A 24,351-nucleotide genomic window follows, 5' to 3' on the forward strand; every position below is an offset into this window, starting at 1 on the left:
CGGGGTCTTTTTTACATCACACGGGCATCAATGCTGGTTGGCCAGCTTGTGCTCCAGGTAATGGATGTTGACGCCACCTTCGCAGAAGCCTTCGTCGCGGGTCAGGTCGCGGTGCAGCGGGATATTGGTCTTGATCCCGTCCACCACGATTTCGTCCAGCGCATTGCGCATGCGCGCCATGGCTTCGTCGCGGGTCGCCCCGTAGGTGATCAGCTTGCCGATCAACGAGTCGTAGTTCGGCGGAACGGCATAACCGCTGTACAGGTGCGAGTCGACACGAACGCCGTTGCCGCCCGGGGCATGGAAATGCTTGACCGTGCCTGGGCTTGGCATGAAGGTTTTCGGGTCTTCGGCGTTGATCCGGCACTCCAGTGCGTGACCGCGAATGACCACGTCATCCTGGGTGAACGACAGCTTGTTGCCAGCGGCGATGCTGAGCATCTCCTTGACGATGTCGATACCGGTGACCATTTCCGAAACCGGGTGCTCCACCTGAACACGGGTGTTCATTTCGATGAAGTAGAAACGACCGTTCTCGTACAGGAACTCGAAGGTACCGGCGCCGCGATAGCCGATGTCGATGCAGGCCTTGACGCAACGGGCCAGCACTTCCTGGCGTGCCTTCTCGTCGATGCCCGGTGCAGGCGCTTCTTCGAGGACCTTCTGGTGACGACGTTGCAGCGAGCAGTCGCGGTCGCCCAGATGGATGGCGTGACCCTGGCCGTCGGACAGTACCTGGACTTCGACGTGGCGTGGGTTGGTCAGGAATTTTTCCAGATAGACCATCGGGTTGCCGAACGCCGCGCCCGCTTCGGAGCGCGTCAGCTTCGCCGAGGAAATCAGGTCTTCTTCCTTGTGGACTACGCGCATGCCGCGACCACCGCCGCCGCCAGCGGCCTTGATGATCACCGGATAACCGACTTCGCGACCGATGCGCAGGGCGGTTTCCTCGTCCTCAGGCAGCGGGCCGTCGGAACCTGGAACGGTGGGTACGCCGGCCGCGATCATCGCGTGCTTGGCCGAAACCTTGTCGCCCATCAGGCGGATGGTTTCGGCTTTCGGGCCGATGAAGGCAAAACCGGAGTTCTCGACCTGTTCGGCGAAATCGGCGTTTTCCGCCAGGAAGCCATAGCCTGGGTGAATGGCGGTGGCGCCGGTCACTTCGGCCGCGGCGATGATCGCCGGGATGTGCAGGTAGGAATGCGCAGCCGATGCCGGACCGATGCAGACGGACTCGTCTGCCAGGCCCAGGTGCATCAGTTCCTTGTCGGCCTTGGAATAAACGGCGACGGTCTTGATGCCCATCTCTTTGCAGGCGCGCAGGATTCGCAGGGCGATTTCACCGCGGTTCGCGATCAGGACTTTTTCCAGCTTCGCAGTCATCAAAGGCTCTCCGCGGTTCAAACGATGGTGAACAGCGGTTGGTCATACTCAACCGGCTGGCCGTCTTCAACGAGGATGGACTCGATCACACCGCTGGTTTCAGCTTCGATGTGGTTCATCATCTTCATGGCTTCGACGATGCACAGGGTGTCGCCTTTCTTCACGGTCTGGCCCACTTCAACGAAGGACGGCGAGGTTGGGGACGACTTGCGATAGAAGGTGCCTACCATCGGCGAGCGAGCGACGGTGCCGTTGAGCGCAGGCGCGGCGGCAGCGGCTGGAGCAGCAGCAACTGCAGCAGGTGCGGCCGGAGCCGGTGCGGCGGCCGGAGCCTGTACAGGGGCCGGGGCGTAGTACTGCTGGGCCGGAGTCTTGCTGTGACGGCTGATACGTACGGACTCTTCGCCTTCCTTGATCTCGAGCTCGTCGATGCCGGACTCTTCCAGCAATTCGATCAGTTTCTTAACTTTACGGATATCCATGAATCATCAACTCCCAAGGGTCGGTCAGGGGCGTTTAACGCTTGTTGTTCAAGCTGTTGCCTGTCTTTCAAGCTGCTCTAGGGCGGCCTCCAGGGCCAGTCGGTAACCGCTGGCGCCAAGGCCGCAGATCACTCCTACCGCTACATCGGAGAAATAGGAGTGATGGCGGAAAGGTTCGCGTTTGTGCACGTTGGACAAATGCACTTCGATGAATGGGATGCTCACCGCCAGCAGCGCGTCACGTAATGCGACACTTGTATGCGTAAAAGCTGCGGGATTGATCAGAATGAAGTCCACGCCTTCGTCGCGGGCGGCATGAATGCGGTCGATCAGTTCGTACTCGGCGTTGCTTTGCAGATAGAGCAAATGATGGCCGGCGGTGCGGGCCCGCTGCTCCAGATCCTGGTTGATCTGAGCGAGCGTGACGGCCCCGTAGACGCCCGGTTCGCGGGTGCCAAGCAGGTTCAGGTTGGGTCCATGCAGGACCAATAGGGTCGCCATCTGCTGTTCCTTGTTATCCGTGAGCAGGTGTCAGAACCCGGCGACTATGCCGCAAAGCCTTTATGACTGTCCAGTTCTCGGCAATAGCCAGCACGATGACCGATGTTTGCGCGAAATTTGTGACCGTGCTCTAAAAACCGGTCATCCGTGGCGCAAAAGCCTGGATTGGCAGGCTGTGCCGCGAGTCAGACGCGAAAGGCTTGCACGGCGGTGTGCAGGCGCCCACCCAGGACCAACAGGTTGTCACCCTGTTCCCGGCCCTGGCCGATGCGCAGCAGGTTTTCCCCGCCCAGTTGGTGGATGCGTTCGCTGTGATCGCGAATCTCGCTGACCGCGCCGCTCTGTTGGGCGGTGACGTCGGCGATGCGCACCGCGGTGTCGGCGATGGTCTGGATGGCATCGACGATCTTGTCCAGTGCACCGTCGGCCGCTTGGGCCTGGTTGGCGGTGGCCTCGGCGTGTTCGACCTGGGCGCGCATGCCGTCCACGGACTGGCGCGCGGCCAGTTGCAGGCGCGCGATCAGGGCCTGGATCTCGGCCGTGGCCCCTGCGGTACGCTGCGCCAGGGAGCGCACTTCCTCGGCCACCACCGCGAACCCCCGGCCCATTTCCCCGGCTCGAGCGGCTTCGATGGCGGCGTTGAGGGCCAGCAGGTTGGTCTGGTCGGCGATCGAGCGGATCACCGTCAGCACGCCGCCAATGGTGGCCGATTCCTCGGCCAGTTGTTCGATCATCTGCGCGTTGCCTTGCACCTCGCCCACCAGTGCATGCAGCCCGGTGAGGCTCAGGCCAATGACTTTCTGCCCCTGTTCCACAGCGTGTCCGGCGCTGCGGCTGGCCTGCGCGGCCTGGCTGGCGTCACCGGCGACTTGCTGGATGGTTGCCTCCAATTCACTGAGGGAATCGCGGATCAGTGCCGTGTCGCCGGCCTGGTGCTCCGCGCCGCTGTGCATTTGCGCACTCAGCTCGGCCAGGGCCCGGCTGCTGCCGGCGACCTGCTCGGCATTCAAATGGATGGCCCCTACCAGGTCTGTCAGATAAGCGCGCAGTCGATTGAGCGATGCCTCGATGTCCCGCAACTCACGGTTGCTGGCGCCGACATGGATATCGCGACTGAAGTCGCCTTCGGCCCAGGTCGATAGCGCGGGCGCCAGGTGTGTCAGGGTCCGGGCCAGGCGTCGTTGCAGGGTATCGATAAGCAGGGCGATCAGCAGGATCAGGCCGATCATCACGCCTTGGATCAAGCGGACCTCTCCTTGGATCTGTCCGTGCTGGGCACGCACAGCGGGCTCCATGGCATCAATGGCCTGCTGCACATCGGCGGTTTTCAGGTGCGTGGCGTTGCTCAACTCGGTGCGCTTCTGGATCAGTGCCTGGGTGCGTCCCAGCTCTGCCGGATAACGGCCAAGCAGGCTGTTGAGTTCACGCTTGAGGGCAATGCCGGCGTCTTCGGCGGCGGTCTTTTCCTGGGTTTCCAGACCCATCAGTGCGGCGAAGTCATCGCTGCCGGATTCGCTGCTGGCCGTTACGCCGAGCAACGGAAGGCTATCGATCTGTTCGGCCTGGGTGCGGATATTGGCCAATTCCCGTTCGACGTCGGCGGCCAGTTCGCTGCGGCCGCCGCTGACCATTTTTTCCCGGGTCAGCGACAGCCGGCCCAAATGCTGCGATGCGGCGAACAGTGGGGCCAGGTAGGCGGGTGCACCGTTGGCGTATTGGGCGAGGCGGTCCAGGTTGGCGCTCAGCTCACGTTCGGCCTGCAGCAGCAGGGCCTGGGGATCTGCGGCCAGTTTGCCGGCGGCCAGCAGATCGTTCTTGCTGAAGCCATCGAGGCTCGACAGGCTCGGGCGCAGGCCCTGGGCCAGTTCCGGCGGGAACTGGTCCAGATCCTGTTGCAAGGTTTCGAGGGCCTGGGTGGCGGCGCTCAGGCGCAGGGCGTCGCCGCTGGCCAGATAGTCCTCGATGTTGCGAGCCACTTCGCCCTGGAATTGCCGTGACAGCCCCAGGTAACGCTCCATCAGCAAATAGGGGCGCTCCAGGGCGATCTGAGACCACCAGAGCGTGGCGCCGAGGCCAAGACACACGGCCACCAAAAGGAGGGTATTGAGGTTCGTCAGCAGCTTCAGGCGCATCGGGGTCTACCGGGGGCAGAATCGTAAGTGCTTGAATTTATTGCGCCTTGGTTACAGGTTTATGACTGAATCGGTGGATTCCGATGAAAAAGTGGCACTTTGCTTTGATTGGTGCGCGCTCTGCACCCGATTACGGCCGGCATGCTTGGCGCGGTACAGCGCTGCATCCGCCTGGCTGGCCATCATCAGGCTGTCGGACGTTTCGCTCATTTCCACCACCCCGGCACTGAATGTGCACCAGAGGTCATGGGGCTGGGCCGGATAGTGGATTTCGGCAAAGCGCTGGCGAATTTCATCCAGTACCGTGCATGCGGCGTCGATATCAGTGTCGGGCATGACAATGGCGAACTCCTCGCCGCCATAACGGCCGATGAAATCGGTCTTGCGCAGCCGCTGCTTGAGGAACAGCGCCAGGCTCTTGATGACCCGATCACCCATGGGGTGGCCGTGGCTGTCGTTGACTCGCTTGAAGTGATCGATGTCCAGCATGGCGAAGCTCAGGGGCTTGTCTTCGCGACGAGCGCGGAAGCAACAGTCTTCGAGCAACTGCAGGATATGGGTGTGGTTGTACAGCCCCGTAAGGCTGTCGCGAACCATGCGCGCCTTGATATTGCGCGCCCGGGCCGCGCGGTTGCGCACGGTGGTGATCAGGTGCCGCGGCTTGATCGGCTTGGTCAGGAAGTCGTCGCCGCCCTCGCTCATGGCATCGAGTTGCTTGTCCAGGTCATCTTCGGCGGACAGATAGATGATGGGCACGCTGACATAGCGGTCATTGTGACGGATCACCTTCGCCAGTTCCGTACCGGTGCAGGCAGGCATGTACATGTCGAGGATGATCAGGTCTGGCTGGAAATCGGCCAGTTCGGCCATGGCCTGGATCGGCTCGATCAACGTGCGGGTCACGATGCCGGCGCTGTTGAGCAGGCGCTCGGTGTGCAGGGCCTGGGCGCGGGAGTCGTCGATGATCAGCACTTTATAGGGCTCGTACTGGGCCACGCAGGTCAGCACTTCGATCTTTTCCAGCAGGCTCGAGGCTTCCAGGGTTCCGGTCAGGAACTCCTGTCCACCGGCCCGCACCGCCGCCAGGCGGGTCGGGGTGTCGGTTTCCAGCAAGCTGAAGAACAGCAGCGGCAACGGCTGCTCCAGGCCTTGCTGGGCTTCGGCGGCCAGTTTCAGGCCGATACCGGGGCCGCTGAAATCCACATCCATGACGATCGCTGCGGGGAGGCGCTCCACCATCGAGGCGCGAAACGCCGCGACACTTTCCAGGGCCTGGGCGCTGAGGCCGAAGAATTCCAGCTGCTTGGCCAGTCGTTCGGCACGGTCATGGTCTTGCAGTAGCACATAGATAGGCTTGCGCAGCGGCGGCAGGAAGGTTTGTTCGAGCTGATCGCCATGACGCAGGCCGGTGCGGGACAGGCGCTGCATCAAGCGATTGATTTCAGTGATCAGGTGGCTGCTCAGTCGTCCGCGATTGGCATCCACCGCTTGCAGCGACTGGCTGATGCCCTGGGCCAACTGGGTATGCTCCGGTTGCTCGAAGCGCTCGGCGAAACGCTGCAGGCGCAGGGTGGCTTCGCTGAGCTCCGACAGATCGGTGCTGGACCATTCGCTGCGTTGCAGGCGCTGCCATATCTCCAGGATCTGGCGAGCCTGATGAATTACCCGCTGGGCAAAGTGGTGCTTGAGGCGCTCACGGCTGGGGTCTTCTGGCTCGGTCATATCCTGACTACTAGTTAGGGTGCATGCTGAGGTCGACTGGTGGCTCTATGCTAGCACCTCTTTTCCCTCGCATGAGTGTCATACGTCAATAATCTGCCTCGGGATGAAATTCAGTTTCTGACCCAATGGTCATCATAGGCCGATGACGGCGCTTCCTTTATAGTGGCGGTCCGATTGCCTCGCCCTGGCTGGCGTGATTCCGCGTTTCAAGTCAGGCACGATGGCGTAGGGTTGTGGTCGAACCGTGAACTCAAGTGATTGAAGGGACATCGCCATGCTGGACTGGAAAAACCGCGCGGGCAGCGCGCCTGAACGTGCCGCCGAGCCGAAATCGGCCACCCGCAGCTACCTGGGCGGGCTGTTCTTCAGCCGCGCGCTGGCCACGCTGGTGGGCCTGTACCTGCTGGTGACCATCGCCATCGGTTGGTACTGGAGCCAGGAGCCGTCCCTGTTCCCGGTACAGCAGAATGCCCAGGCGGCCGCCGAGAAAGACGGCCGGCAGATGGTGGTGGGCTATACCACTGTCGAGACCCTCAAGAGCGTCGCTGGAACCCTGCTGATCAAGCCGGGCGGCTATATTTCCAACGACCGGTTCCCTCCAGGCCTGTGGATGGACAACATGTCGAGCTGGGAATACGGCGTGCTGGTCCAGGTCCGCGACCTGAGCCGTGCCTTGCGCAAGGACTTCGCCCGTTCCCAGTCCCAGTCCGCCGAGGACGCCGACCTGGCCAAGGCCGAGCCGCGCTTCAACTTCGACAATCGCAGCTGGGTGCTGCCCTCCAGCGAGTCGGAATACCAGGAGGGCATCAACTCCTTGAGCCGATACCAGGCACGCCTGTCCGACCCCAGCCAGAAAAGCGCCCTGTTCTACGCCCGTGCCGACAACCTGAACAACTGGCTGGGTGACGTCGGCACCCGCCTGGGCTCGCTGTCCCAGCGGCTGTCGGCCAGTGTCGGTCGGGTCAAGCTCAATACCGCATTGAAAACCGAGGCCCCTGCGCCGGGCCAGGTGCCGGAAGTCGACGAAGAACGTGTCGAAACCCCGTGGCTGCAGATCGATAACGTGTTCTATGAAGCTCGCGGCCAGGCCTGGGCGCTGTCCCACCTGCTGCGGGCCATCGAGGTGGACTTCGCCGATGTGCTGGCGAAGAAGAACGCCACGGTCAGCGTGCGCCAGATCATCCGCGAGCTGGAAGCGTCCCAGGAGCCGATCTGGAGCCCGATGATCCTCAATGGCAGTGGCTTCGGCGTCCTGGCGAACCATTCGCTGGTCATGGCCAACTACATTTCCCGTGCCAACGCGGCGGTGATCGACTTGCGGCAGTTGCTGAACCAGGGCTGATCCATGAACGAAAGCGCCCGGGAGGCCGCCCATCGGGTGGCCTCGGATGCCGAGCTGATCGCTTGGGTCGACGAAAACGATAACCTGCTGGGCAGCCTGGTGCGCTCGGAACTGCGGGAGCGTGGCCTGATCGGACGCGGCACCTACATCATGCTGTTCAATTCGGCCGGTGAGTTGTGCGTTCACCGCCGGACCTTGAGCAAGGCGATCTATCCCGGTTTCTGGGATGTGGCTGCGGGCGGAATGGTGCAGGCGAACGAGACCTACGCCGAGTCGGCGGCCCGCGAGCTGGCGGAAGAACTGGGGGTGAGCGGCGTTCCACTCATCGCCCACGACCATTTCTACTTCGAAGACCCCGGCAGCCGGCTATGGTGCTCGGCGTTCTCGGCGGTGTGGGACGGCCCTCTGGTCCTGCAGCCGGAAGAGGTGCTCGAGGCGCGTTTCCTGTCCATCGGGCAGGTGCTGGAAGAAATCCGGTGCAAGCCTTATTGCCCGGACTCCCTGGCGGCCCTGGAGCGCTATTTGCGGGTCCATGGCGAGGGCGTCGCAAAGAAGCAGTAAATTGGCGCCGATTGGCTCTTAGCAAGTCGGCTTTTTGCCGTTACACTGCGCGACTTTTCAAGCTGGACCGGCGTCTGCCGGTCCAGTAGCGCTGCCCCTGCCTGAGTGGGGCTTCGCGGTCGGGGCACTGCTTGTCTCGGCCAGTCTTTGTCCTCCCGAGAGGATTGCCGGTGGCCAAAAAAGCCGCATCCTTCGCCGCCCTGGGTGGCCTGGTATTTTCTACCGACGCCGGTCGTCATTGCCCTGATTGCCGCCAGCCGGTGGATGCCTGCATCTGCAAACAGACCGTCATCCCCGCCGGGGATGGTATCGCCCGCGTGCGCCGCGAAAGCAAAGGTCGCGGCGGCAAGACGGTGACCACCATCACCGGCGTGCCGTTGGCCGAGGACGCGCTCAAGGAACTGGCTACTACGTTGAAGAAACGCTGTGGCACCGGTGGCGCGTTGAAAGACGGTGTCATCGAGATCCAGGGCGATCACGTCGAGCTGCTGCTGGCCGAACTGGCCCGGCACGGTTTCAAGGCGAAAAAATCCGGCGGCTGAACGGCTTTCTAAACTCAGCCCGGTGAGCAAGGTCTACCCTGCTGACAGGCAATTCGTCATCTTCACTCTCCAGACTGCGCCGGCCTCTGACCGGATGGCGCATTTTCGACTTCATTCATAGGGGACTTCGATGTCCGTACGACGCACACGCAAAGACGATGGCAGCCAATGGACAGTTGCGGACAGCCGCAGTGTTTACGGGATTCGCCATTGGGGGGCCGGGTATTTCGCGATCAATGACGCCGGTCGCGTAGAAGTCCGTCCGAACGGTCCCGACAGTTCACCCATCGACCTGTTCGAACAGGTCGACCAGCTGCGCCAGAGTGGCCTTTCCCTACCTCTGCTGGTGCGCTTTCCAGACATCCTGCAAGACCGTGTGCGCCAGCTTACCGGTGCATTCGACAGCAACATCGCGCGTCTGGAATACCAGAGCCAATACACCGCGCTTTATCCCATCAAGGTCAACCAGCAGGAAGCGGTGATCGAGAACATCATCGCGACCCAGAACGTTTCCATCGGCCTGGAAGCCGGTTCCAAGCCGGAGCTGCTGGCGGTGCTGGCCCTGGCGCCCAAGGGCGGGACCATTGTCTGCAACGGCTACAAGGATCGCGAGTTCATCCGCCTGGCGCTGATGGGCCAGAAGCTGGGTCACAACGTGTTCATCGTGATCGAGAAAGAATCCGAAGTCGGCCTGGTGATCGAAGAGGCCGCGTCCCTCAAGGTCAAGCCACAGGTTGGCCTGCGGGTTCGCCTGTCGTCCCTGGCCTCGAGCAAGTGGGCCGATACCGGTGGCGAGAAATCCAAGTTCGGTCTCTCTGCCGCCCAGTTGCTGTCGGTGGTGGAGCGTTTCCGCGGCGCCGGCCTGGACCAGGGGATCCGCCTGCTGCACTTCCACATGGGTTCGCAGATCGCCAACCTGGCGGACTACCAGCATGGCTTCAAGGAAGCGATCCGTTACTACGGCGAGCTGCGCAACCTCGGCCTGCCGGTGGATCACATCGACGTCGGCGGTGGCCTGGGCGTGGACTACGACGGAACCCATTCGCGCAACGCCAGCTCGATCAACTACGACATGGACGACTACGCTGGTGTCGTGGTCGGCATGCTCAAGGAATTCTGCGACGCCCAGGGCTTGCCGCATCCGCACATCTTTTCCGAAAGCGGTCGCTCCCTGACCGCCCACCACGCGATGCTGGTGGTGCAGGTGACTGATGTCGAGAAGCATCACGACGACGTGCCGGTGATCGAAAACAAGGAAGCCTTGCCCGAAACCGTGCAATGGCTGGTCGATCTGCTGGGGCCGACCGATATCGAGATGGTCACCGAAACCTACTGGCGCGCCACCCACTACATGAGCGACGTGGCCGCCCAGTACGCCGACGGCAAACTGACCCTGGCGGAGAAAGCCCTCGCCGAACAGTGCTACTTCGCCGTGTGCCGTCGCCTGCACAACTCCCTCAAGGCCCGCCAGCGTTCCCACCGCCAGGTGCTGGACGAGCTCAATGACAAGCTTGCGGACAAGTACATCTGCAACTTCTCGGTCTTCCAGAGCCTGCCGGACACCTGGGCCATCGGCCAGGTGCTGCCGATCCTGCCGCTGCACCGCCTAGACGAAGAGCCGCTGCGTCGTGCCGTGCTGCAAGACCTGACCTGCGACTCCGACGGCAAGATCAAGCAGTACGTCGACGAGCAGAGCATCGAGACCAGCCTGCCGGTGCACTCCCTCAACCCGGGTGAAGACTACCTGCTGGGTATCTTCCTGGTGGGGGCCTACCAGGAAATTCTCGGCGACATGCACAACCTGTTCGGTGACACCGACTCGGTGAACATCTACCAGAATGCCGACGGCAGCGTGTACCACGCCGGTATCGAAACCCACGACACCATCGAGGACATGCTGCGCTACGTGCACCTGTCGCCGGAGGAGTTGATGACCCACTACCGCGACAAGTGCGCCAGCGCCCGCATCAGCGCCGCCGAGCGGACCCAGTTCCTCGACGCCTTGCGCCTGGGGTTGACCCGTTCGTCCTACCTGTCTTCCTGAGCGGAGCCTGAAGCGCCCGGTGGTGGGGGAATATTCCCTCGCCGCCGAGAGCTTTTCGGCGGCCCCACGACCGATTGGCATCGCCCTTTCGAGCTGTCAGAAAATACGCCGTGTGCTGCGGGGATTTTCGGATAGTCCCGGAGGGCGTTTTTATTTGTGCCGTTGTTATTTCCACACACCGGTCCATTTAACCCGTGCTGTCCTTATTTCATGTAGTCCCTTTCCTAACTTGTACTTGGGCCCTCTACTCGGCCATGGCTCTCAGCGAGAATCCCCGGCCGCCCCTCCTGTAGAGATACGCCGATGTCCGATCCAGCCAACGAGCCACTCTTTCGTCTGGAGATAGCCGGTCTGCCCGAACCCTTTGTCGTGTCGGCCTTCATGGGTAGCGAAGCCATCAACGAGCCGTTCAGCTATGACGTGGAGCTGTTGCCCGGTGATGCCCACCTGGACCTGGCGGCAATGTTGTACCGCAGCGTCTGGTTGAGCTTCGGGGACTCGGGCCGGGGTATCCATGGTCAGCTTCATGAACTTGTGCAACACCGGCATGACGGCGCTTACCGGGTGCGTATCGGGCCGAAGCTGGGGTGCCTCGCGCAACGCTTCAACCAGCGGGTATTCAGCGCTCGCACCGTGCCTCAGATCATCCGCGAGGTGCTCAAGGCCCACGGCATCGGCGGGCACGACCTGTGCCTGGATCTGGAAAAGGATTATCCCCCGCTGGATTACTGTACCCAGTACCGGGAATCGGATCTGCGATTTCTCCAGCGCCTGTGTGCCCAGGCTGGCCTGCATTTCCATTTCGAACACGGGCGCGCAGGACATTGCCTGGTCATTGCGGACGGTTCGCGCAGTTTTTCGCCAGTCCGGGAGGCGAGTTATGGCGCCGGATGCCAGGCCCCTGGCGTCCACCTGTTCAACGTGCAAACCGCCGCTTGCGAGGCGCAGCTCGCCGAGGGCCATAGCGACCTGATGAATCTGCATTGCGGGCAGGCTCTGGTGCTGTCCGCTCATCCGTTCGAGGCCTGGAATCGACGCTGGCTATTGACCCGGGTCGAGCATCGCGGCGATGCCGGTGGGTACGGCAATCACTTTCACGCCGTTGCCGATGGGCAGCCGCTTGCGGCTGACAGGCCTTCGAAGCCGCGCATGCTGGGCCAGCAACGCGGGTGGGTGGCGGCGGTGGACGAGTCAGCGTTGCAGATGGCGGGGCGGGTGGCGGTGCAGTTCGACTGGGTCTACCAGGGCGAGGGAGCCAGCCCCAGTCATTGTTGGTTGCCCCTGGCGCCGGAACTCGCCGCTTGCGGGCCGGGCGCAATCGATGAAGGGACCGAGGTGCTGGTGAGCTTTATCGAAGGCGACCCGGATCGTCCCATGGTCAGTGCCTTTCTCGGCGGTCGGTTATCCATGCCAATGGAGAATGAGGCGGCTGGGGGAGCCTTCCACGAGCCGGCCAGCTCGTTCGGAGTCGATCCTGTGTTGTTGGCTGCGATCCAGGCGGCCGAGCCGCTGATCCTGTTGTGTCTGTTGCCTGGGGGCGGCAGCTTCAGTCCCTGTGGCCAGCCGGTGTGCACCTGCCGGCTGATCACTCAAGGCGGCGCGAGCTCCGCCCCATGAGTGCTGTCGCCATGTCCGGGTCCACGCCTCAATGGTTGCTGCTCGACCTGCCGGGCGCACCGGGTGCGGCGCGCCTTCTGCACGAGCAGTTCGCAGAGGTTCGGCGTTTTGCCTTGTTCGAGCAGACCGAATGGCATGGGCTTCGGGAGCATGGCCCGCTACTGGTGGACTTGCAGCAATCGCCGGCCCTGGCCGGGCTGTGCCATCTGGATCCGGACGCCTGGCCGGGGTTGCTGCTGGTGAGTGCTTCGCCAGTCGCGCAGTTGCTGGCCCATCTGCGACGAATGCTGGCGGTGACGCTGGGCCTGCATCACAAAGCGTTGCTGAGCTATTACAACCCCCACACCGCCAGCTATTTCTTCGACGGTTGCGACCCGGCCGAACTCAGTTGCTGGCTGGGCCCCATCAGCCTGATGCGCTGGTTCGGCGGAACATGGGCCGACCGGGCCATCGGCAGCCAGGGCTGGCAGCAACTTTCCAATCCCGGTCTACCGGTTGGCGCGTTGGAAAACGAGCACAGCCTCAGCATCCGGCAGCAGAACAAGCTGCAACAGTGCCTGCTGGAACGTCATGCCTGGCAATGGTCGTGCGCCACCCGACGCGATTACCGGGTGCTCTGGGAATACCTGGAGCAAGGATTGAAACTGGGGTTTACCGAACGCGAAGTGCTCGATGGCTGGTTGTGGCTGCGCCTGCAGTACCCCGATGCCCGGCCGGTGCCGGAACTCAGGGGCGAGTCGCAGCACGAGCGTCTGGAATATCTGCGTCGGTCGTGGCAGAACGGCGAAGGCTGAAGCGTCAGTCGGCGCGGGCACCGAGCCAGCGGTCGTGTCGATGCAGATGCCAGGCGAAACCGCCGAGGGTCAGGCTGCGCAGCGACATGAACAGCAGGAAGGTCACCCACAACCCATGGTTGCCCAGGCCTTGCAGCGCCCAGGCGAAGGGCAACACCAGCAGCAGGGTCAGCAGCATGCCGTTGCGCATTTCCCGGGCGCGGGTGGCGCCGATGAACAGGCCGTCGAGCACGTAGCTCCACACCGCGATGAGCGGCAGGAGCGCCAGATAGGGCAAGTAGCGGTAGGCGGTGGTGCGTACGTCGGGGATGTCGGTCTGCATATCGATGAACAGATGCCCGGCAATCAGGAACAGCAGCGCGAATCCGACACTGGCAATCAGCGACCAGCCACAGGCCACCACCAGCGAGCGGCGCAGGGCCAGGCGATCGCCAGCACCGGTGGCGTGGCCGCACAGCGCTTCGACGGCATGAGCCAGGCCGTCCAGGGCATGGGCGGTCAACAGCAGTCCATTGAGCAGCAGCGCATTGGCCGCCACCGTCGCGTCTCCCAGCCGCGCGCCCTGGACCGTGATCAGGAAAAAGACCGATTGCAAGGCCAGGCTGCGGATGAAGATGTCCCGGTTCACTGCCAGCAGCGGACGCCAGCTCTGCCAAATTCCCAGGACTGCCCAGGCGATCCGTCCCGGCCAGGCGTGCAGGGTCTGGCGGGCCAGCACCAGGCCCACCAGCGCACCGGTCCACTCCGCCAGCACCGAGGCCCGGGCCGAGCCGATCACGCCCCAGTCCAGGCCGAGCACGAACCACAGGTTCAGGACGATGTTCACCAGGTTGGTGGTCAACAGGATCGCCAGCGGTGCCCGGGCATTCTGCGCCCCCAGGAACCAGCCCACCAGCGCATAGGCGGCCAGCGCCGCCGGCAGGCCGAAAAGCCGGGTATGAAAGAAATCCCGGGTGAGTTGATCGAGTTCCGCCGACGGCTGCATGAAGTGCAGCGCCACGTCGCTCAACGGCACGCCTACCGCGCCGAGCATCACCGCCAATCCCATTGCCAGCAGCAGGCCTTGCAGCAGCACCTGCCGCAACGCCGCCCCGTCCCCGCGTCCGGCAGCCTGGGCCGCGAACCCGGTAGTACCCATGCGCAGGAAGCCCATGGCCCAGGCCAGCACCGTATACAGACTGGCCCCGACCGCCACCGCGCCCAACTGATGCGCATGAGGCAGGTGACCGATGACGGTACTGTCCACCAGCGCCACGAGGGGGACGGAAATATTCGAGAGAATCATCGGCGCAGCCAGTGCCCAGACCCGGCGATGGGTCAGGCGGTCGCGCCAGTCGGTGATCAGGTTGGACATGCGGGCTCCTTGATGGAGCGCGATTGTAGCGGGTTCTTGCGCCGGCGTTCTTCGGGTCACGGGACTCATCGTGGCGCAGGAGCAAGCTTCCTTGCCACGATGCTAACGGGGTAGGGCAAGTGCTTCAGTGGATGATCCAGCTCAGCAACCACAGCCCCAGTACCAGCCAGATGATGCCGAGGATGATCGACGCCCGCATGAAGGCGCGGATCGCCGAATACAGCATCAACAGGCCAAGAATGAGCGCGATGATGCTGATGATCGAGGTGTCCATGCCCAGTGCTCGCGACAGGCCTTCGACGAAGTTGCCGCCGGCATTGGCGAGGGTGTTGAACAGGCCGCTGAGCAGATCGACGATAAAACGGATCATCGAACCGAGTGCCTGGCCGAGCCATTCGAAAAAGCTTTCTACCTGCATGTGTGCATCCTGATGGAAAGAAGTTGGAATCGAGCCGCTGGCCCTGATTGTAGGAGTTGCCCGAGGCCTGGATCGTTCGATTATGAGGCAAATCGCCGCTTCGTACCGAGACGCTTGCCTTCCCCCGTCATCCCCCCGAAGCTATGGGCATTCAGGAGAGCCCGATGAACCTTGTTGAACTGACCGAACGCCTGCACGCCATTCGAGACCGTAACGATTGGCGCCCATTCCACAGCCCGAAAAACCTCGCCATGGCCGCCAGCGTGGAAATGGCCGAGCTGGTAGAGATCTTCCAGTGGCTGACCGAGGACCAGTCGCGTGAACTGCCCGCGGACAAACTGGCCCACGCCGGGCAGGAGATCGGCGATATCGTGTTGTACCTGCTGCTGTTGTGCAGCGAATTGGGCTTGGACATGGATTGCGTCGTGCGTGCCAAGCTGGCCGACAGCGAGCGGCGGTTCGGCCAATGAGCGACCGTCATTTCGATCAGCTCGCCACGCGTTTCGCCGAAAAGATCTATGGAGGGGCCAAAGGCGCGATCCGCCTGGCGGTGCTCCAGGCGGATCTGCTCGAGGCCTTGCCAGAGCGTCCGCTGCGCGTGCTGGACATCGGCGCCGGCCTGGGCCACATGTCGTTGTGGCTGGCCGAGCGAGGCCACCAGGTGACCCTGGCCGAGCCGGCCGAACCCATGATAGAGGGGGCCCGCCAGCGGTTCGCCGAGGCCGGTCGGAGTGCAACCTTCATCCAGGCACCGTGGCAGGACCTGCCCGGTCAGCTCACCGGACCGTATGACCTGGTGCTGTGTCATGCGGTGCTGGAGTGGCTGGCGCAGCCCCATGCGATCCTGCCGGTGCTGCACCAACTGACGTCACCGGGCGGATGGCTGTCCCTGGCGTTCTACAACCGCGATGCACTGGTCTACCGCAACCTGCTCAAGGGCCACTTCCGCAAGTTGCGCAAAAACGACATGGCGGGCGAAAAACAGAGCCTGACCCCGCAACAACCCCTTGATCCGCGGGAATTGGCGGCGCAACTTGAAGGTCTGTGGCAGGTCGAAACCGAGAGTGGGGTGCGGGTTTTCCATGACTACATGCCGGTGGAATTCCAGGCGCGCGCAGAGCTTGCACAGTTGCTGGAAATGGAGCTGGCTCACCGCCGTCATCCGGCGTTCGCCGGGCTGGGACGTTATCTGCACTGGATCTGCCGACCGGTGTGATCGGAGGGCGAGATGAAAGGCCGTTCAGGATTATTGGTGTTGGGCCTGGGGCTGGTGGCCTGCCAGTCCAGCAATCCGTATGTCGCGACGTCCAGGCCGCTGCCCCCGGCGCCTCCCGGAGCCGCCACGGTATTCGATCGTAGCGCCTATCCGGCACCCCCTCGTGACTATGGGCGTTATCGCAGTTGGACCTGGCGCAACGGGCAGTTGCCACCGGGTACCGCCTGGGCGGATTCGGCCCAGGTGGCCGAGGCGGTGAGCAACGCCCTGGACCAAAGGGGGCTGCGGCCGTTGCAGGACAACCGTGCAGCCGACCTGTTCGTCAGTGCCAGTCTCCATCTGGAGACCCGCGTGCGTCAGGTCCGGGACGACTACGACACGGGGTATTACGGTGGCTACAACCGCTATCACGGCTACGGTCCAGGCTATGGCATGTATCACACGGTACCGATAGTGCGCACGTATCAGGAGCAGGTCGTGGTGGTCCGGTTGGACCTGTTCGATGCCCGCACGGGCCAGCCCGTGTGGAGTTCCAGTGCCGAAACCAGCCAGCGCGGCACACAGGGCGAACGCACCGATGCCATTCGCGAAGCGGTGGAAAAAGCCCTGTCGGCTTATCCGCCAAGTTGATCATGTAACGGAGAAAAACCATGTTTCGCCGTCTCGTTCTACTGGCTTTTGCTGCACTGCTTGGCGCTTGTGCGGGCACCCAGGTCAATCATGACTTCGACACCAGCCGCGATTTCGCGGCCTACCGAAGCTGGAGCTGGAAAGAACCGGCGCTGCAATACCGCCCTGACGATCCGCGGATAAAAAGTGACCTGACCGAACAGCGGATCCGCCAGGCCGTGGCCGATCAGCTCGACCAGCGCGGCCTGCGTCCGGCTCCTGCCGGTGGGCGAGGCGATGTGCAGGTCCAGGCCTACCTGATCGTGGAAGACCGTCAACAGCAGGTCACCACGAGCTACGGTGGCGGTTGGGGGAGTCCATGGTATGGCTATGGAGGAGGCCCGATGTACAACGAAACCCGCAACATCAGCTATAAGGTCGCCACGGTGCAGGTCGACCTGCTCGATGGCAAGGACGGCAAGCTGGTATGGCGGGGCAGTGACGAGCAACTGCTCAGCACCTCGCCCAACCCGGCCGACCGTAGCGCGGCGGTACGTGAAACCGTGGCGCGGATCCTGTCCAATTACCCGCCGCGATGATTGGCTGGTGGTGGACCGGATGTCGGACGCGCAAACACAGTCTCGCCTGGCATAGGGTCAGGCTGGTGCAACGTCTTCGCGCAAGCCCGCTTTTCCGAGCGACCAGGATTGGACGCCGCCCCGAAAACGTCCGTGTGGCGGGTGTGCCGGGGTAGGTCTATTGGTCTGGGACCGTTCAGACAACTGGCCGCCAACTCCCCACCATATGTTCCAACTCACCCGATCCCACCAATTGCAAATCGCCGCTGGACCCTGCGGCGCTCGCCAGCAACGTCACTTCGCTGGGCAGGCGCACCGGTTTCTTGAAGGTCACCTCGATTTCCACATTGGCTTTGGGCAAGCGATCGTCCAGGGCCGCCAGGGTCCGGGCTTTGTTCCACAGCCCATGGGCGATGGCCGTGGGGAAACCGAACAGCCGGGCGCTGATGCCGCTCAGGTGGATCGGGTTGTAATCGCCGGAGACCTTGGCGTACTGCCGGCCAATGTCGGCGGGAGCGGCCCAGTGCGCCACCTCGGTCAATGCCGGGGTATCCGGTAAAGGTGGCTCTACCAGTGCGCCATCCAGTTGCACACCCTTGCAGAGCATCTCGCTCTCGGCCTCCCACAAGGGGCCCAGTTGATCGTCGAGACAGGTCACCAGGCTGAATACCGCGCCCTTGGGGTGAGGGCGCAGGTTTTCCACATGGACACTGGCCCTCGCCTGGCTGACGCCGCCCATGGGACGCAGCACCCGGATGCGGTTGCTCAGGTGGATCAGCCCCAGCAGCGGGAAGGGGAAGTGGCTGGCGGTGAGCAGTTGCATCTGCAAGGGGAACGCCAGCACATGAGGATAGGTCGGCGGCAACAGTCCGTTTTCGACGAAGCCGCAGACCTTGCGGTAGGCCGCCAGGCGTTGTTGATCGACCTGAAGCACCTGGCGCAGTCCGTCGCCCGGCAAGGTCGTTCCAGTGACCTTGCGTCGTGTCGCGGCTTTTGTGTAGAGCCCGGACATGTTCGGTGCGCTGCTGACTTCATGCCATTGAGTCGTCATGGTCATGCTCCCAGCAGGCTCTGCCCACATACCCGCAATGCCTGGCCGGTGACGGCCCCGGTGCCCGGTTGTGCGAGCCAGGCCACGGCTTCGGCGACATCCTGGGGCAGCCCGCCCTGGCCCAGGGAACTCATGCGTCGCCCGGCTTCGCGCAGGGCGAAGGGGATTTCGGCGGTCATGCGGGTTTCGATGAAACCCGGGGCCACGGCGTTGATGCTGATCCCTCGTGTCTTCAAGACCGGGGCCCAGGCCTGGGCCAGGCCGATCAGCCCGGCCTTGCTGGCCGCATAGTTGGTCTGGCCGCGATTGCCGGCGATGCCGCTGATGGACGCCAGCAGGATTACCCGGCCATTGTCCCGCAGGGTGCCGCTGTCGAGCAGGGCCTTGGTCAGCACTTGCGGTGCGTTGAGGTTGACCGCCAGCACGGCGTCCCAGAATTCCGGGGTCATGTTGGCCAGGGTCTTGTCCCGGGTGATGCCGGCGTTGTGCACCACGATATCGACGCCATCGGGTAAGTGTTCGATCAATTGGGCGGCGGCCTCTTCGGCGCAGATATCCAGCGTGACGCTACGCCCGCCCAGGCGTGCCGCCAAGGCGTCGAGATCGGTCTTGGCGGGCGGGACGTCCAGCAGGATCACATCGGCGCCGTCACGGGCCAGGGTCTCGGCGATGGACGCGCCGATTCCACGGGCGGCGCCGGTGACCAGCGCCTTGAGCCCCGTGAGTGGCCGGGTCCAGTCCTGGACCTGGGTCTCGCAGGCCTGGAGGCGGATCACTTGCCCGGAAATGTAAGCGCTCTTGGGTGACAGGAAGAACCGCAGCGCGCCCTCCAACTGGGCTTCGGCACCGTCGCCGACATACAGCAGTTGCAAGGTGCCGCCGTGACGCAGCTCCTTGGCCAGTGACCGGCTGAACCCCTCCAGCGCCCGTTGCGCACTGGCGGCGAACGGCTCGCCGAGGCTTTCCGGGGCGCGCCCGAGGATCACGACATGGGCGCTGTGGTCGAGGTTCTTCATCAGCGGCTGGAAGAACTCCCGCAGTTGCTTGAGTTGATCCACCTGGACCAGATGACTGGCGTCGTACACCACGGCCTTGATTTTCGGACCATGGCCGGGGATCCACTCGGTGGCCAGCGTCGGCTCGCCCCCGTAGACGAAAATCGCGTCGGTCAGGCGTTTGGCGAACGCACCGACCTGTTTGGTCAGTGGGCCACCACCCAGCAGCAGCGCGCCCTCGATCGGCCGCAGCCGACCGGCCTGCCAGCGCTCCAGGCGTACCGGCGAGGGCAAGCCGAGCGCCCCCACCAGGCGCAGGCCAAGGGCCGAGTTGGCGAAGTCGATATAACGGTCAGACATGGAACACTCTCCGGCTGATGAGCTTCCAAGTGTGGACCATGATTGGCAATCGGTCGTTCGATCGACCAAATAAAGCCTAGGCTTGAGTGTCGAAAGTGCCAGGGCAACGAGCATGCAGTGCAGCAAAAGGCCTGTCTGATCGCAGCTCGGCGACTTTTCGTATAAAGCCTAAGCTGGGCTGATGTGGGAGCGAGCCTGCTCGCGATACAGCGCCTGTGGTTTTATCCGGGCACATCCGAACATACACGGGGGTTCTTCATGACACAGCCACGCCGCGTCGCCATCATCGGTGGAAACCGCATTCCCTTCGCCCGTTCCAACGGGCCTTACGCCACCGCCAGCAACCAGGCGATGCTGACAGCCGCCCTCGAGGGGCTGATCGAGCGCTATAACCTGCATGGCTTGCGCCTCGGCGAAGTGGCTGCCGGGGCGGTGCTCAAGCACTCCCGGGACATGAACCTGACCCGCGAATGCGTGCTGGGCTCGCGACTGTCTCCCAGCACCCCGGCCTACGATGTGCAACAGGCCTGCGGCACAGGGCTGGAGGCTGTGTTGCTGGTGGCCAACAAGATTGCCCTTGGCCAGATCGACAGCGCTATCGCCGGTGGCGTGGACACCACCTCGGATGCTCCGATTGCCGTCAACGAAGGGCTGCGCAAGATCCTGCTGCAAGCCAATCGAGCCAAGAGCACCGCCGACAAGCTCAAGACCTTCCTGCAACTGCGTCCCCGTCATCTGATCCCCGACCTGCCTCGCATCAATGAGCCGCGCACGGGCCTGAGCATGGGCCAGCATTGCGAACTCATGGCCCAGACCTGGCAGGTTTCCCGAGAGGACCAGGATCAGTTGGCCTTGGAAAGTCATCAGAAAATGGCCGCGTCCTACGCCCAGGGCTGGCAGAACGATCTGATGACGCCGTTTCTCGGTTTGACCCGGGACAACAATCTGCGCCCGGACCTGACCCTGGAAAAGCTTGCCTCTCTCAAACCGGCTTTCGAAAAAAGCGCCAGGGGGACGCTGACCGCTGGCAATTCCACGCCGCTGACCGACGGCGCTTCGCTGGTGTTGCTGGGCAGTGAAGAATGGGCCAGGGCCCGGGGACTGCCGATTTTGGCGTATCTGCGTGACGGCGAAACCGCGGCGGTGGATTTCGTCAACGGTGCCGAAGGGTTGCTCATGGCTCCAGCCTATGCGGTACCGCGGCTGCTGGCGCGCAACGGCCTGACTCTGCAGGATTTCGATTACTACGAAATCCACGAAGCATTCGCCGCCCAGGTGTTATGCACCCTCAAGGCCTGGGAGGATGCGGACTATTGCCAGACCCGCCTGGGCCTCGACGCCCCGCTCGGTGCCCTGGACCGCAGCCGACTGAATGTGAAGGGCAGTTCCCTGGCCGCCGGGCATCCGTTTGCCGCCACGGGCGGGCGAATCGTCGCCAACCTCGCCAAGCTGCTGGATGCCGCGGGCAGGGGACGAGGGCTGATTTCCATCTGCGCAGCGGCCGGCCAGGGCGTGACGGCCATCATCGAGCGTTGAGCACTGCCTTGGCTGGCTGGGTGGCCGAGACCCGCCGGCGGCTTGCATAGCGCTCGGCCAGGATCGAGCAAACGATCAGCTGCAGCGGGTGGTAGATCATGATCGGCAACAGGATCAGTCCCAGGCCGGGATGGTCGCCGAAGATCAGCGCCGCCATCGGGACGCCGGCGGCCAGGGACTTCTTGCTGGCACAGAACACCGCGGCGATTTCATCGGCATTGCTGAACCGCAGGGCACGGGCGGTGCGAGTGGTGGTCCACAGAATGACTGCCAGCAGCACGGTGCTGCCCAGTACGGCGCTGAGCAGCACGCCATGGCCTTGCTGCTGCCAGATCCCGGACACCATGGAATTGCAGAACGCTGCATAGACCAGCAGCAGGATCACCAGCTTGTCGATGATGGCGGTGTAGCGCTTGTAGCGGCCGAAGAACCCGGCCAGCCAGCGCCGCAGGAACTGCCCGAGCACCAGCGGCAGGAGCAGCATCAGGCAGAGATCCAGCAGCGTGGAGCCCAGGTCGATACCCCCGGCGCCCCGCCCGACGACGAAGCTGACCAGCAGTGGCGTAAGAAAAATCCCCAGCACACTGGACAGGCTCGCGTTGAGAATCGCCGCCGGGACGTTGCCGCCCGCGCTACCGGTCAGGGCCACGGAAGAGGAAATGGTCGAGGGCAGGGCGCACAGGTATAGGAACCCCAGCATCAGCAGTGGCGGAACATGGCTGCCCAGCAATGCATTGCAGGCCAGCCAGATCAGTGGGAATACCGCGAAGGTGAAGACCTGCACCATCAGGTGCAGCCGGATATTTTTCAGGCCATGACGGACCTGCTCGCCGGACAGGTTCACCCCGTGCAGGAAGAACACTACGAAGATGCCGATATTGACGACCCATTCGGCATGCATTGCGCCACCGGTGGCGCCGAAAGTGGGAAAAAAGTACGCCAGCAATGTGGCGAGCAGCATGCCGCACAGGAACCAGTCGGTCACCATGCGCTTGAGGTGTCTGAAGATTGCCATAGTGCACCACAGTTGTAGGAAACGATGACTTAGCCTAACGTCGGCCCCTGCCACCGTCTTGCGACATAAGGCCATTCAATGCCGACTAACGGACACCAGCAGCTGGAACGCCGCATTCCCGACCTGATTCAGTTGCCCAGGCCGCTGTACGCCCGTGTCGAAAGCTTGAACGCCGGTTCATGGACGCAGGCCCATCGGCATGACTGGGTGCAGTTTTCCTATGCCATCAGCGGTGTCCTGGGGGTGCATACCGCCGCTGGCAGTTTCTTCGCCCCGCCGCAATGGGGCATCTGGATCCCGGCGGACCTGGAACATCAGGTCGTGACCTCCACCCGGGCGGAAATGCGCAGCCTGTATGTCCATCGCGACGCCTGCCCCTGGGCCGATGGCCATTGTCGGGTGCTGGAAGTCACGCCGCTGGCCCGGGAACTGATCAAGGTGTTCTGCCAGTGGCCGGCCGATTATCCCCAGGGAGACACGCCGCAGGAGCGGCTGGTGCAGGTGCTGCTGGACCAGTTGGCAACGTTGCCGGAAGTGGAATTCTCCCTGCCGCTGCCCCGTCACGTGCGTTTGCTGGGATTGTGCAACGAACTGATCGGGCAGCCCGAACGGAACGCCACCCTGCAGGCCTGGTCCGAACGCCTGGGCATGTCGGAAAAGACCTTGATGCGTCTGTTCCAGCGTGAGACCGGTCTGAGCTTCCGAGCCTGGCGACAGCGCATGCGGTTGTTGTCGTCCCTGGGGTCGCTGGAAGAGGGGGACAGCGTGACCGGCGCGGCGTTGTCGTGTGGGTATGATTCCACCTCCGCTTTCATTGCGGCATTCAAGACCATGTTCGGGTTCACGCCGGGCGAGTTGTTCAAGCGTTGAGCCTGGCGAGGGTTGTCAGTTCTTGTCGCAATAACCAGGGCATCGCTTGGCAACACCGGTACTGCTCTCGGCTATGATTCGACTCTGTCGATATCGGCACATTGTGTGCATTGCCTCTACACAGGTCGGCAACCCCTCCCCGTGGAGGTTGTATTGCCGTATAACGGCTGTCATTCGCGTGTTTGGTCACAAAGGACCCAGAATAAAAGCTGATGAAGACTCCAAAACGCATTGAACCCCTGATCGAGGACGGTCTGGTCGACGAGGTGCTGCGCCCACTCATGAGTGGTAAAGAAGCAGCTGTTTATGTGGTGCGCTGTGGCAATGAGCTACGTTGCGCCAAGGTCTACAAGGAGGCGAACAAGCGAAGTTTCCGTCAGGCCGCCGAATACCAGGAGGGCCGCAAGGTGCGCAACAGCCGCCAGGCCCGGGCCATGGCGAAGGGCTCCAAGTTCGGACGCAAGGAAACTGAAGACGCCTGGCAGAACGCCGAAGTGGCGGCGCTGTTCCGCCTGGCCAATGCCGGGGTACGCGTGCCCAAGCCGTACGACTTCCTCGAGGGCGTGCTGTTGATGGAGTTGGTGGCTGACGAGTACGGCGACGCAGCCCCACGGCTGAACGATGTGGTACTGGAGCCAGAACAGGCCCGTGAGTACCACGCGTTTCTGATCTCCCAGATCGTGCTGATGCTGTGTACCGGACTGGTGCACGGGGACCTGTCGGAGTTCAACGTGCTGCTCGCGCCGACCGGTCCGGTGATCATCGACTTGCCACAGGCCGTGGATGCCGCCGGTAACAACCATGCCTTCAGCATGCTGGAGCGGGACGTAGGCAACATGGCGTCCTATTTCGGCCGGTTCGCCCCGGAGCTCAAGCGCACCCGATATGCCAAGGAGATGTGGGCGCTTTACGAGGCCGGCACCTTGCATCCTGGCAGCGTATTGACCGGTGAGTTCGCTGAGCCGGAGCAACTGGCGGATGTGGGTGGGGTCATGCGCGAGATCGAGGCCGCCCGTCGGGAAGAAGAACGTCGCCAGGCCCTGCGTGCGGCCGAGGATGCACCGCCTGGCAAGGCCGAAGAGCCGCCTCCGCCCTGGATGCAGTGATTCGGTTGCTCGAGCTCTGTGGGAGCGAGTCAGTTCGCGGTGATGCCGGATGTATCGGCATCGTCGGTGCCGGTTCGCTCCCGCATTGATGTCCTGGGGGCATTCAAATCCTCAAGGGGAGGC

Annotated in this window: 22 protein-coding genes and 1 pseudogene; 13 read left to right on the plus strand and 10 right to left on the minus strand. The window is 63.1% G+C overall.

The features are described from left to right. Nucleotides 1-27: 27 nt before the first annotated feature. The 5 genes and pseudogenes from accC to BLP99_RS15045 all read right to left on the minus strand — a co-directional run bounded on the left by accC (nt 28) and on the right by BLP99_RS15045 (nt 6,220). Nucleotides 28-1,383 (minus strand): acetyl-CoA carboxylase biotin carboxylase subunit, encoded by a 1,356-nt coding sequence (gene accC / locus BLP99_RS15025; RefSeq protein WP_072397826.1) that lies wholly within the window; start codon nt 1,381-1,383, stop codon nt 28-30. Between the two features lie 17 nt (nt 1,384-1,400). Continuing rightward, nucleotides 1,401-1,865, minus strand: coding sequence for an acetyl-CoA carboxylase biotin carboxyl carrier protein (gene accB / locus BLP99_RS15030; protein ID WP_076405638.1), 465 nt, complete (start codon nt 1,863-1,865; stop codon nt 1,401-1,403). Nucleotides 1,866-1,913: 48 nt separating this feature from the next. Next, nucleotides 1,914-2,366: a type II 3-dehydroquinate dehydratase gene (gene aroQ, locus BLP99_RS15035; protein ID WP_072397824.1), complete on the minus strand. Its 453-nt coding sequence runs from the start codon at nt 2,364-2,366 to the stop codon at nt 1,914-1,916. Nucleotides 2,367-2,551: 185 nt separating this feature from the next. Then, nucleotides 2,552-3,076, minus strand: a pseudogene (locus BLP99_RS26970) (methyl-accepting chemotaxis protein); the annotation flags it as partial. 1,473 nt (nt 3,077-4,549) lie between these two features. Continuing rightward, nucleotides 4,550-6,220, minus strand: coding sequence for a GGDEF domain-containing response regulator (locus BLP99_RS15045; RefSeq protein WP_092180673.1), 1,671 nt, complete (start codon nt 6,218-6,220; stop codon nt 4,550-4,552). A 274-nt stretch (nt 6,221-6,494) separates the two neighbouring features. Between BLP99_RS15045 and BLP99_RS15050 the strand changes: the two genes are divergently transcribed. From BLP99_RS15050 to BLP99_RS15075, 6 genes are all read left to right on the plus strand, one after another. Further along, complete coding sequence (locus BLP99_RS15050) at nt 6,495-7,562, plus strand: DUF2333 family protein (RefSeq protein WP_092180676.1); 1,068 nt, start codon at nt 6,495-6,497, stop codon at nt 7,560-7,562. Nucleotides 7,563-7,565: 3 nt separating this feature from the next. Continuing rightward, the gene (locus BLP99_RS15055; protein ID WP_092180680.1) at nt 7,566-8,123 is read left to right on the plus strand and encodes an NUDIX hydrolase; all 558 of its coding nucleotides are present in this window, start codon (nt 7,566-7,568) and stop codon (nt 8,121-8,123) included. 170 nt (nt 8,124-8,293) lie between these two features. After that, nucleotides 8,294-8,665 carry a translation initiation factor Sui1 gene (locus BLP99_RS15060; protein ID WP_072397819.1) on the plus strand — a complete coding sequence of 124 codons (372 nt, stop codon included), beginning with the start codon at nt 8,294-8,296 and terminating at the stop codon, nt 8,663-8,665. 130 nt (nt 8,666-8,795) lie between these two features. Then, nucleotides 8,796-10,709 carry an arginine decarboxylase gene (gene speA / locus BLP99_RS15065; RefSeq protein ID WP_072397818.1) on the plus strand — a complete coding sequence of 638 codons (1,914 nt, stop codon included), beginning with the start codon at nt 8,796-8,798 and terminating at the stop codon, nt 10,707-10,709. 303 nt (nt 10,710-11,012) lie between these two features. Beyond that, nucleotides 11,013-12,326, plus strand: a complete 1,314-nt coding sequence (locus BLP99_RS15070) for a type VI secretion system Vgr family protein (protein WP_072397817.1) — start codon at nt 11,013-11,015, stop codon at nt 12,324-12,326. Beyond that, a complete protein-coding gene (locus BLP99_RS15075; RefSeq protein WP_072397816.1) occupies nt 12,323-13,120 on the plus strand; it encodes a DUF4123 domain-containing protein in 798 nt (265 codons plus the stop codon). Before BLP99_RS15070 ends, BLP99_RS15075 begins: the two co-directional genes overlap by 4 nt. Before the next feature lie 4 nt (nt 13,121-13,124). Here BLP99_RS15075 and BLP99_RS15080 read toward each other — a convergent pair whose 3' ends face one another. Beyond that, nucleotides 13,125-14,474: an MATE family efflux transporter gene (locus BLP99_RS15080; protein ID WP_072458607.1), complete on the minus strand. Its 1,350-nt coding sequence runs from the start codon at nt 14,472-14,474 to the stop codon at nt 13,125-13,127. A gap of 124 nt (nt 14,475-14,598) precedes the next feature. Beyond that, nucleotides 14,599-14,892, minus strand: a complete 294-nt coding sequence (locus BLP99_RS15085; protein ID WP_072397814.1) for a hypothetical protein — start codon at nt 14,890-14,892, stop codon at nt 14,599-14,601. A 164-nt stretch (nt 14,893-15,056) separates the two neighbouring features. Here BLP99_RS15085 and BLP99_RS15090 point away from each other — a divergent pair, with 164 nt between their 5' ends. Genes BLP99_RS15090 through BLP99_RS15105 form a run of 4 tightly spaced genes read left to right on the plus strand, consistent with a single transcriptional unit; the run spans nt 15,057 to nt 17,316 of the window. Beyond that, nucleotides 15,057-15,362 (plus strand): MazG-like family protein, encoded by a 306-nt coding sequence (locus BLP99_RS15090; RefSeq protein ID WP_072397813.1) that lies wholly within the window; start codon nt 15,057-15,059, stop codon nt 15,360-15,362. Then, the gene (locus BLP99_RS15095) at nt 15,359-16,108 is read left to right on the plus strand and encodes a methyltransferase domain-containing protein (protein ID WP_072397812.1); all 750 of its coding nucleotides are present in this window, start codon (nt 15,359-15,361) and stop codon (nt 16,106-16,108) included. The genes BLP99_RS15090 and BLP99_RS15095 overlap by 4 nt, the downstream gene beginning before the upstream one ends. A 12-nt stretch (nt 16,109-16,120) precedes the next feature. After that, on the plus strand, nt 16,121-16,738 hold the full coding sequence (locus tag BLP99_RS15100) for a DUF4136 domain-containing protein (RefSeq protein ID WP_072397811.1): 618 nt from the start codon (nt 16,121-16,123) through the stop codon (nt 16,736-16,738). A 20-nt stretch (nt 16,739-16,758) separates the two neighbouring features. Then, nucleotides 16,759-17,316, plus strand: coding sequence for a DUF4136 domain-containing protein (locus BLP99_RS15105; protein WP_072397810.1), 558 nt, complete (start codon nt 16,759-16,761; stop codon nt 17,314-17,316). Nucleotides 17,317-17,491: 175 nt separating this feature from the next. On the opposite strand, the gene BLP99_RS15110 is transcribed toward BLP99_RS15105, so the two are convergent. Next, entirely contained in the window at nt 17,492-18,346 is an 855-nt protein-coding gene (locus BLP99_RS15110) for a MaoC family dehydratase (protein WP_076405632.1), read from the minus strand. 2 nt (nt 18,347-18,348) lie between these two features. Further along, the gene (locus BLP99_RS15115; protein WP_092180683.1) at nt 18,349-19,701 is read right to left on the minus strand and encodes a 3-oxoacyl-ACP reductase; all 1,353 of its coding nucleotides are present in this window, start codon (nt 19,699-19,701) and stop codon (nt 18,349-18,351) included. A 258-nt stretch (nt 19,702-19,959) separates the two neighbouring features. Between BLP99_RS15115 and BLP99_RS15120 the strand changes: the two genes are divergently transcribed. Continuing rightward, complete coding sequence (locus BLP99_RS15120) at nt 19,960-21,237, plus strand: acetyl-CoA C-acetyltransferase (RefSeq protein ID WP_092180686.1); 1,278 nt, start codon at nt 19,960-19,962, stop codon at nt 21,235-21,237. On the opposite strand, the gene BLP99_RS15125 is transcribed toward BLP99_RS15120, so the two are convergent. After that, nucleotides 21,224-22,252 (minus strand): bile acid:sodium symporter family protein, encoded by a 1,029-nt coding sequence (locus BLP99_RS15125; RefSeq protein WP_072458601.1) that lies wholly within the window; start codon nt 22,250-22,252, stop codon nt 21,224-21,226. The two genes, BLP99_RS15120 and BLP99_RS15125, sit on opposite strands and share 14 nt — an antisense overlap. A gap of 78 nt (nt 22,253-22,330) precedes the next feature. Between BLP99_RS15125 and BLP99_RS15130 the strand changes: the two genes are divergently transcribed. After that, nucleotides 22,331-23,122, plus strand: coding sequence for an AraC family transcriptional regulator (locus BLP99_RS15130; RefSeq protein ID WP_072397805.1), 792 nt, complete (start codon nt 22,331-22,333; stop codon nt 23,120-23,122). A gap of 212 nt (nt 23,123-23,334) precedes the next feature. Next, nucleotides 23,335-24,228, plus strand: a complete 894-nt coding sequence (locus tag BLP99_RS15135) for a PA4780 family RIO1-like protein kinase (protein ID WP_072397804.1) — start codon at nt 23,335-23,337, stop codon at nt 24,226-24,228. Nucleotides 24,229-24,351: the final 123 nt, after the last annotated feature.

This window comes from Pseudomonas sp. NFACC32-1, from assembly GCF_900101215.1.
Lineage (GTDB): Bacteria > Pseudomonadota > Gammaproteobacteria > Pseudomonadales > Pseudomonadaceae > Aquipseudomonas.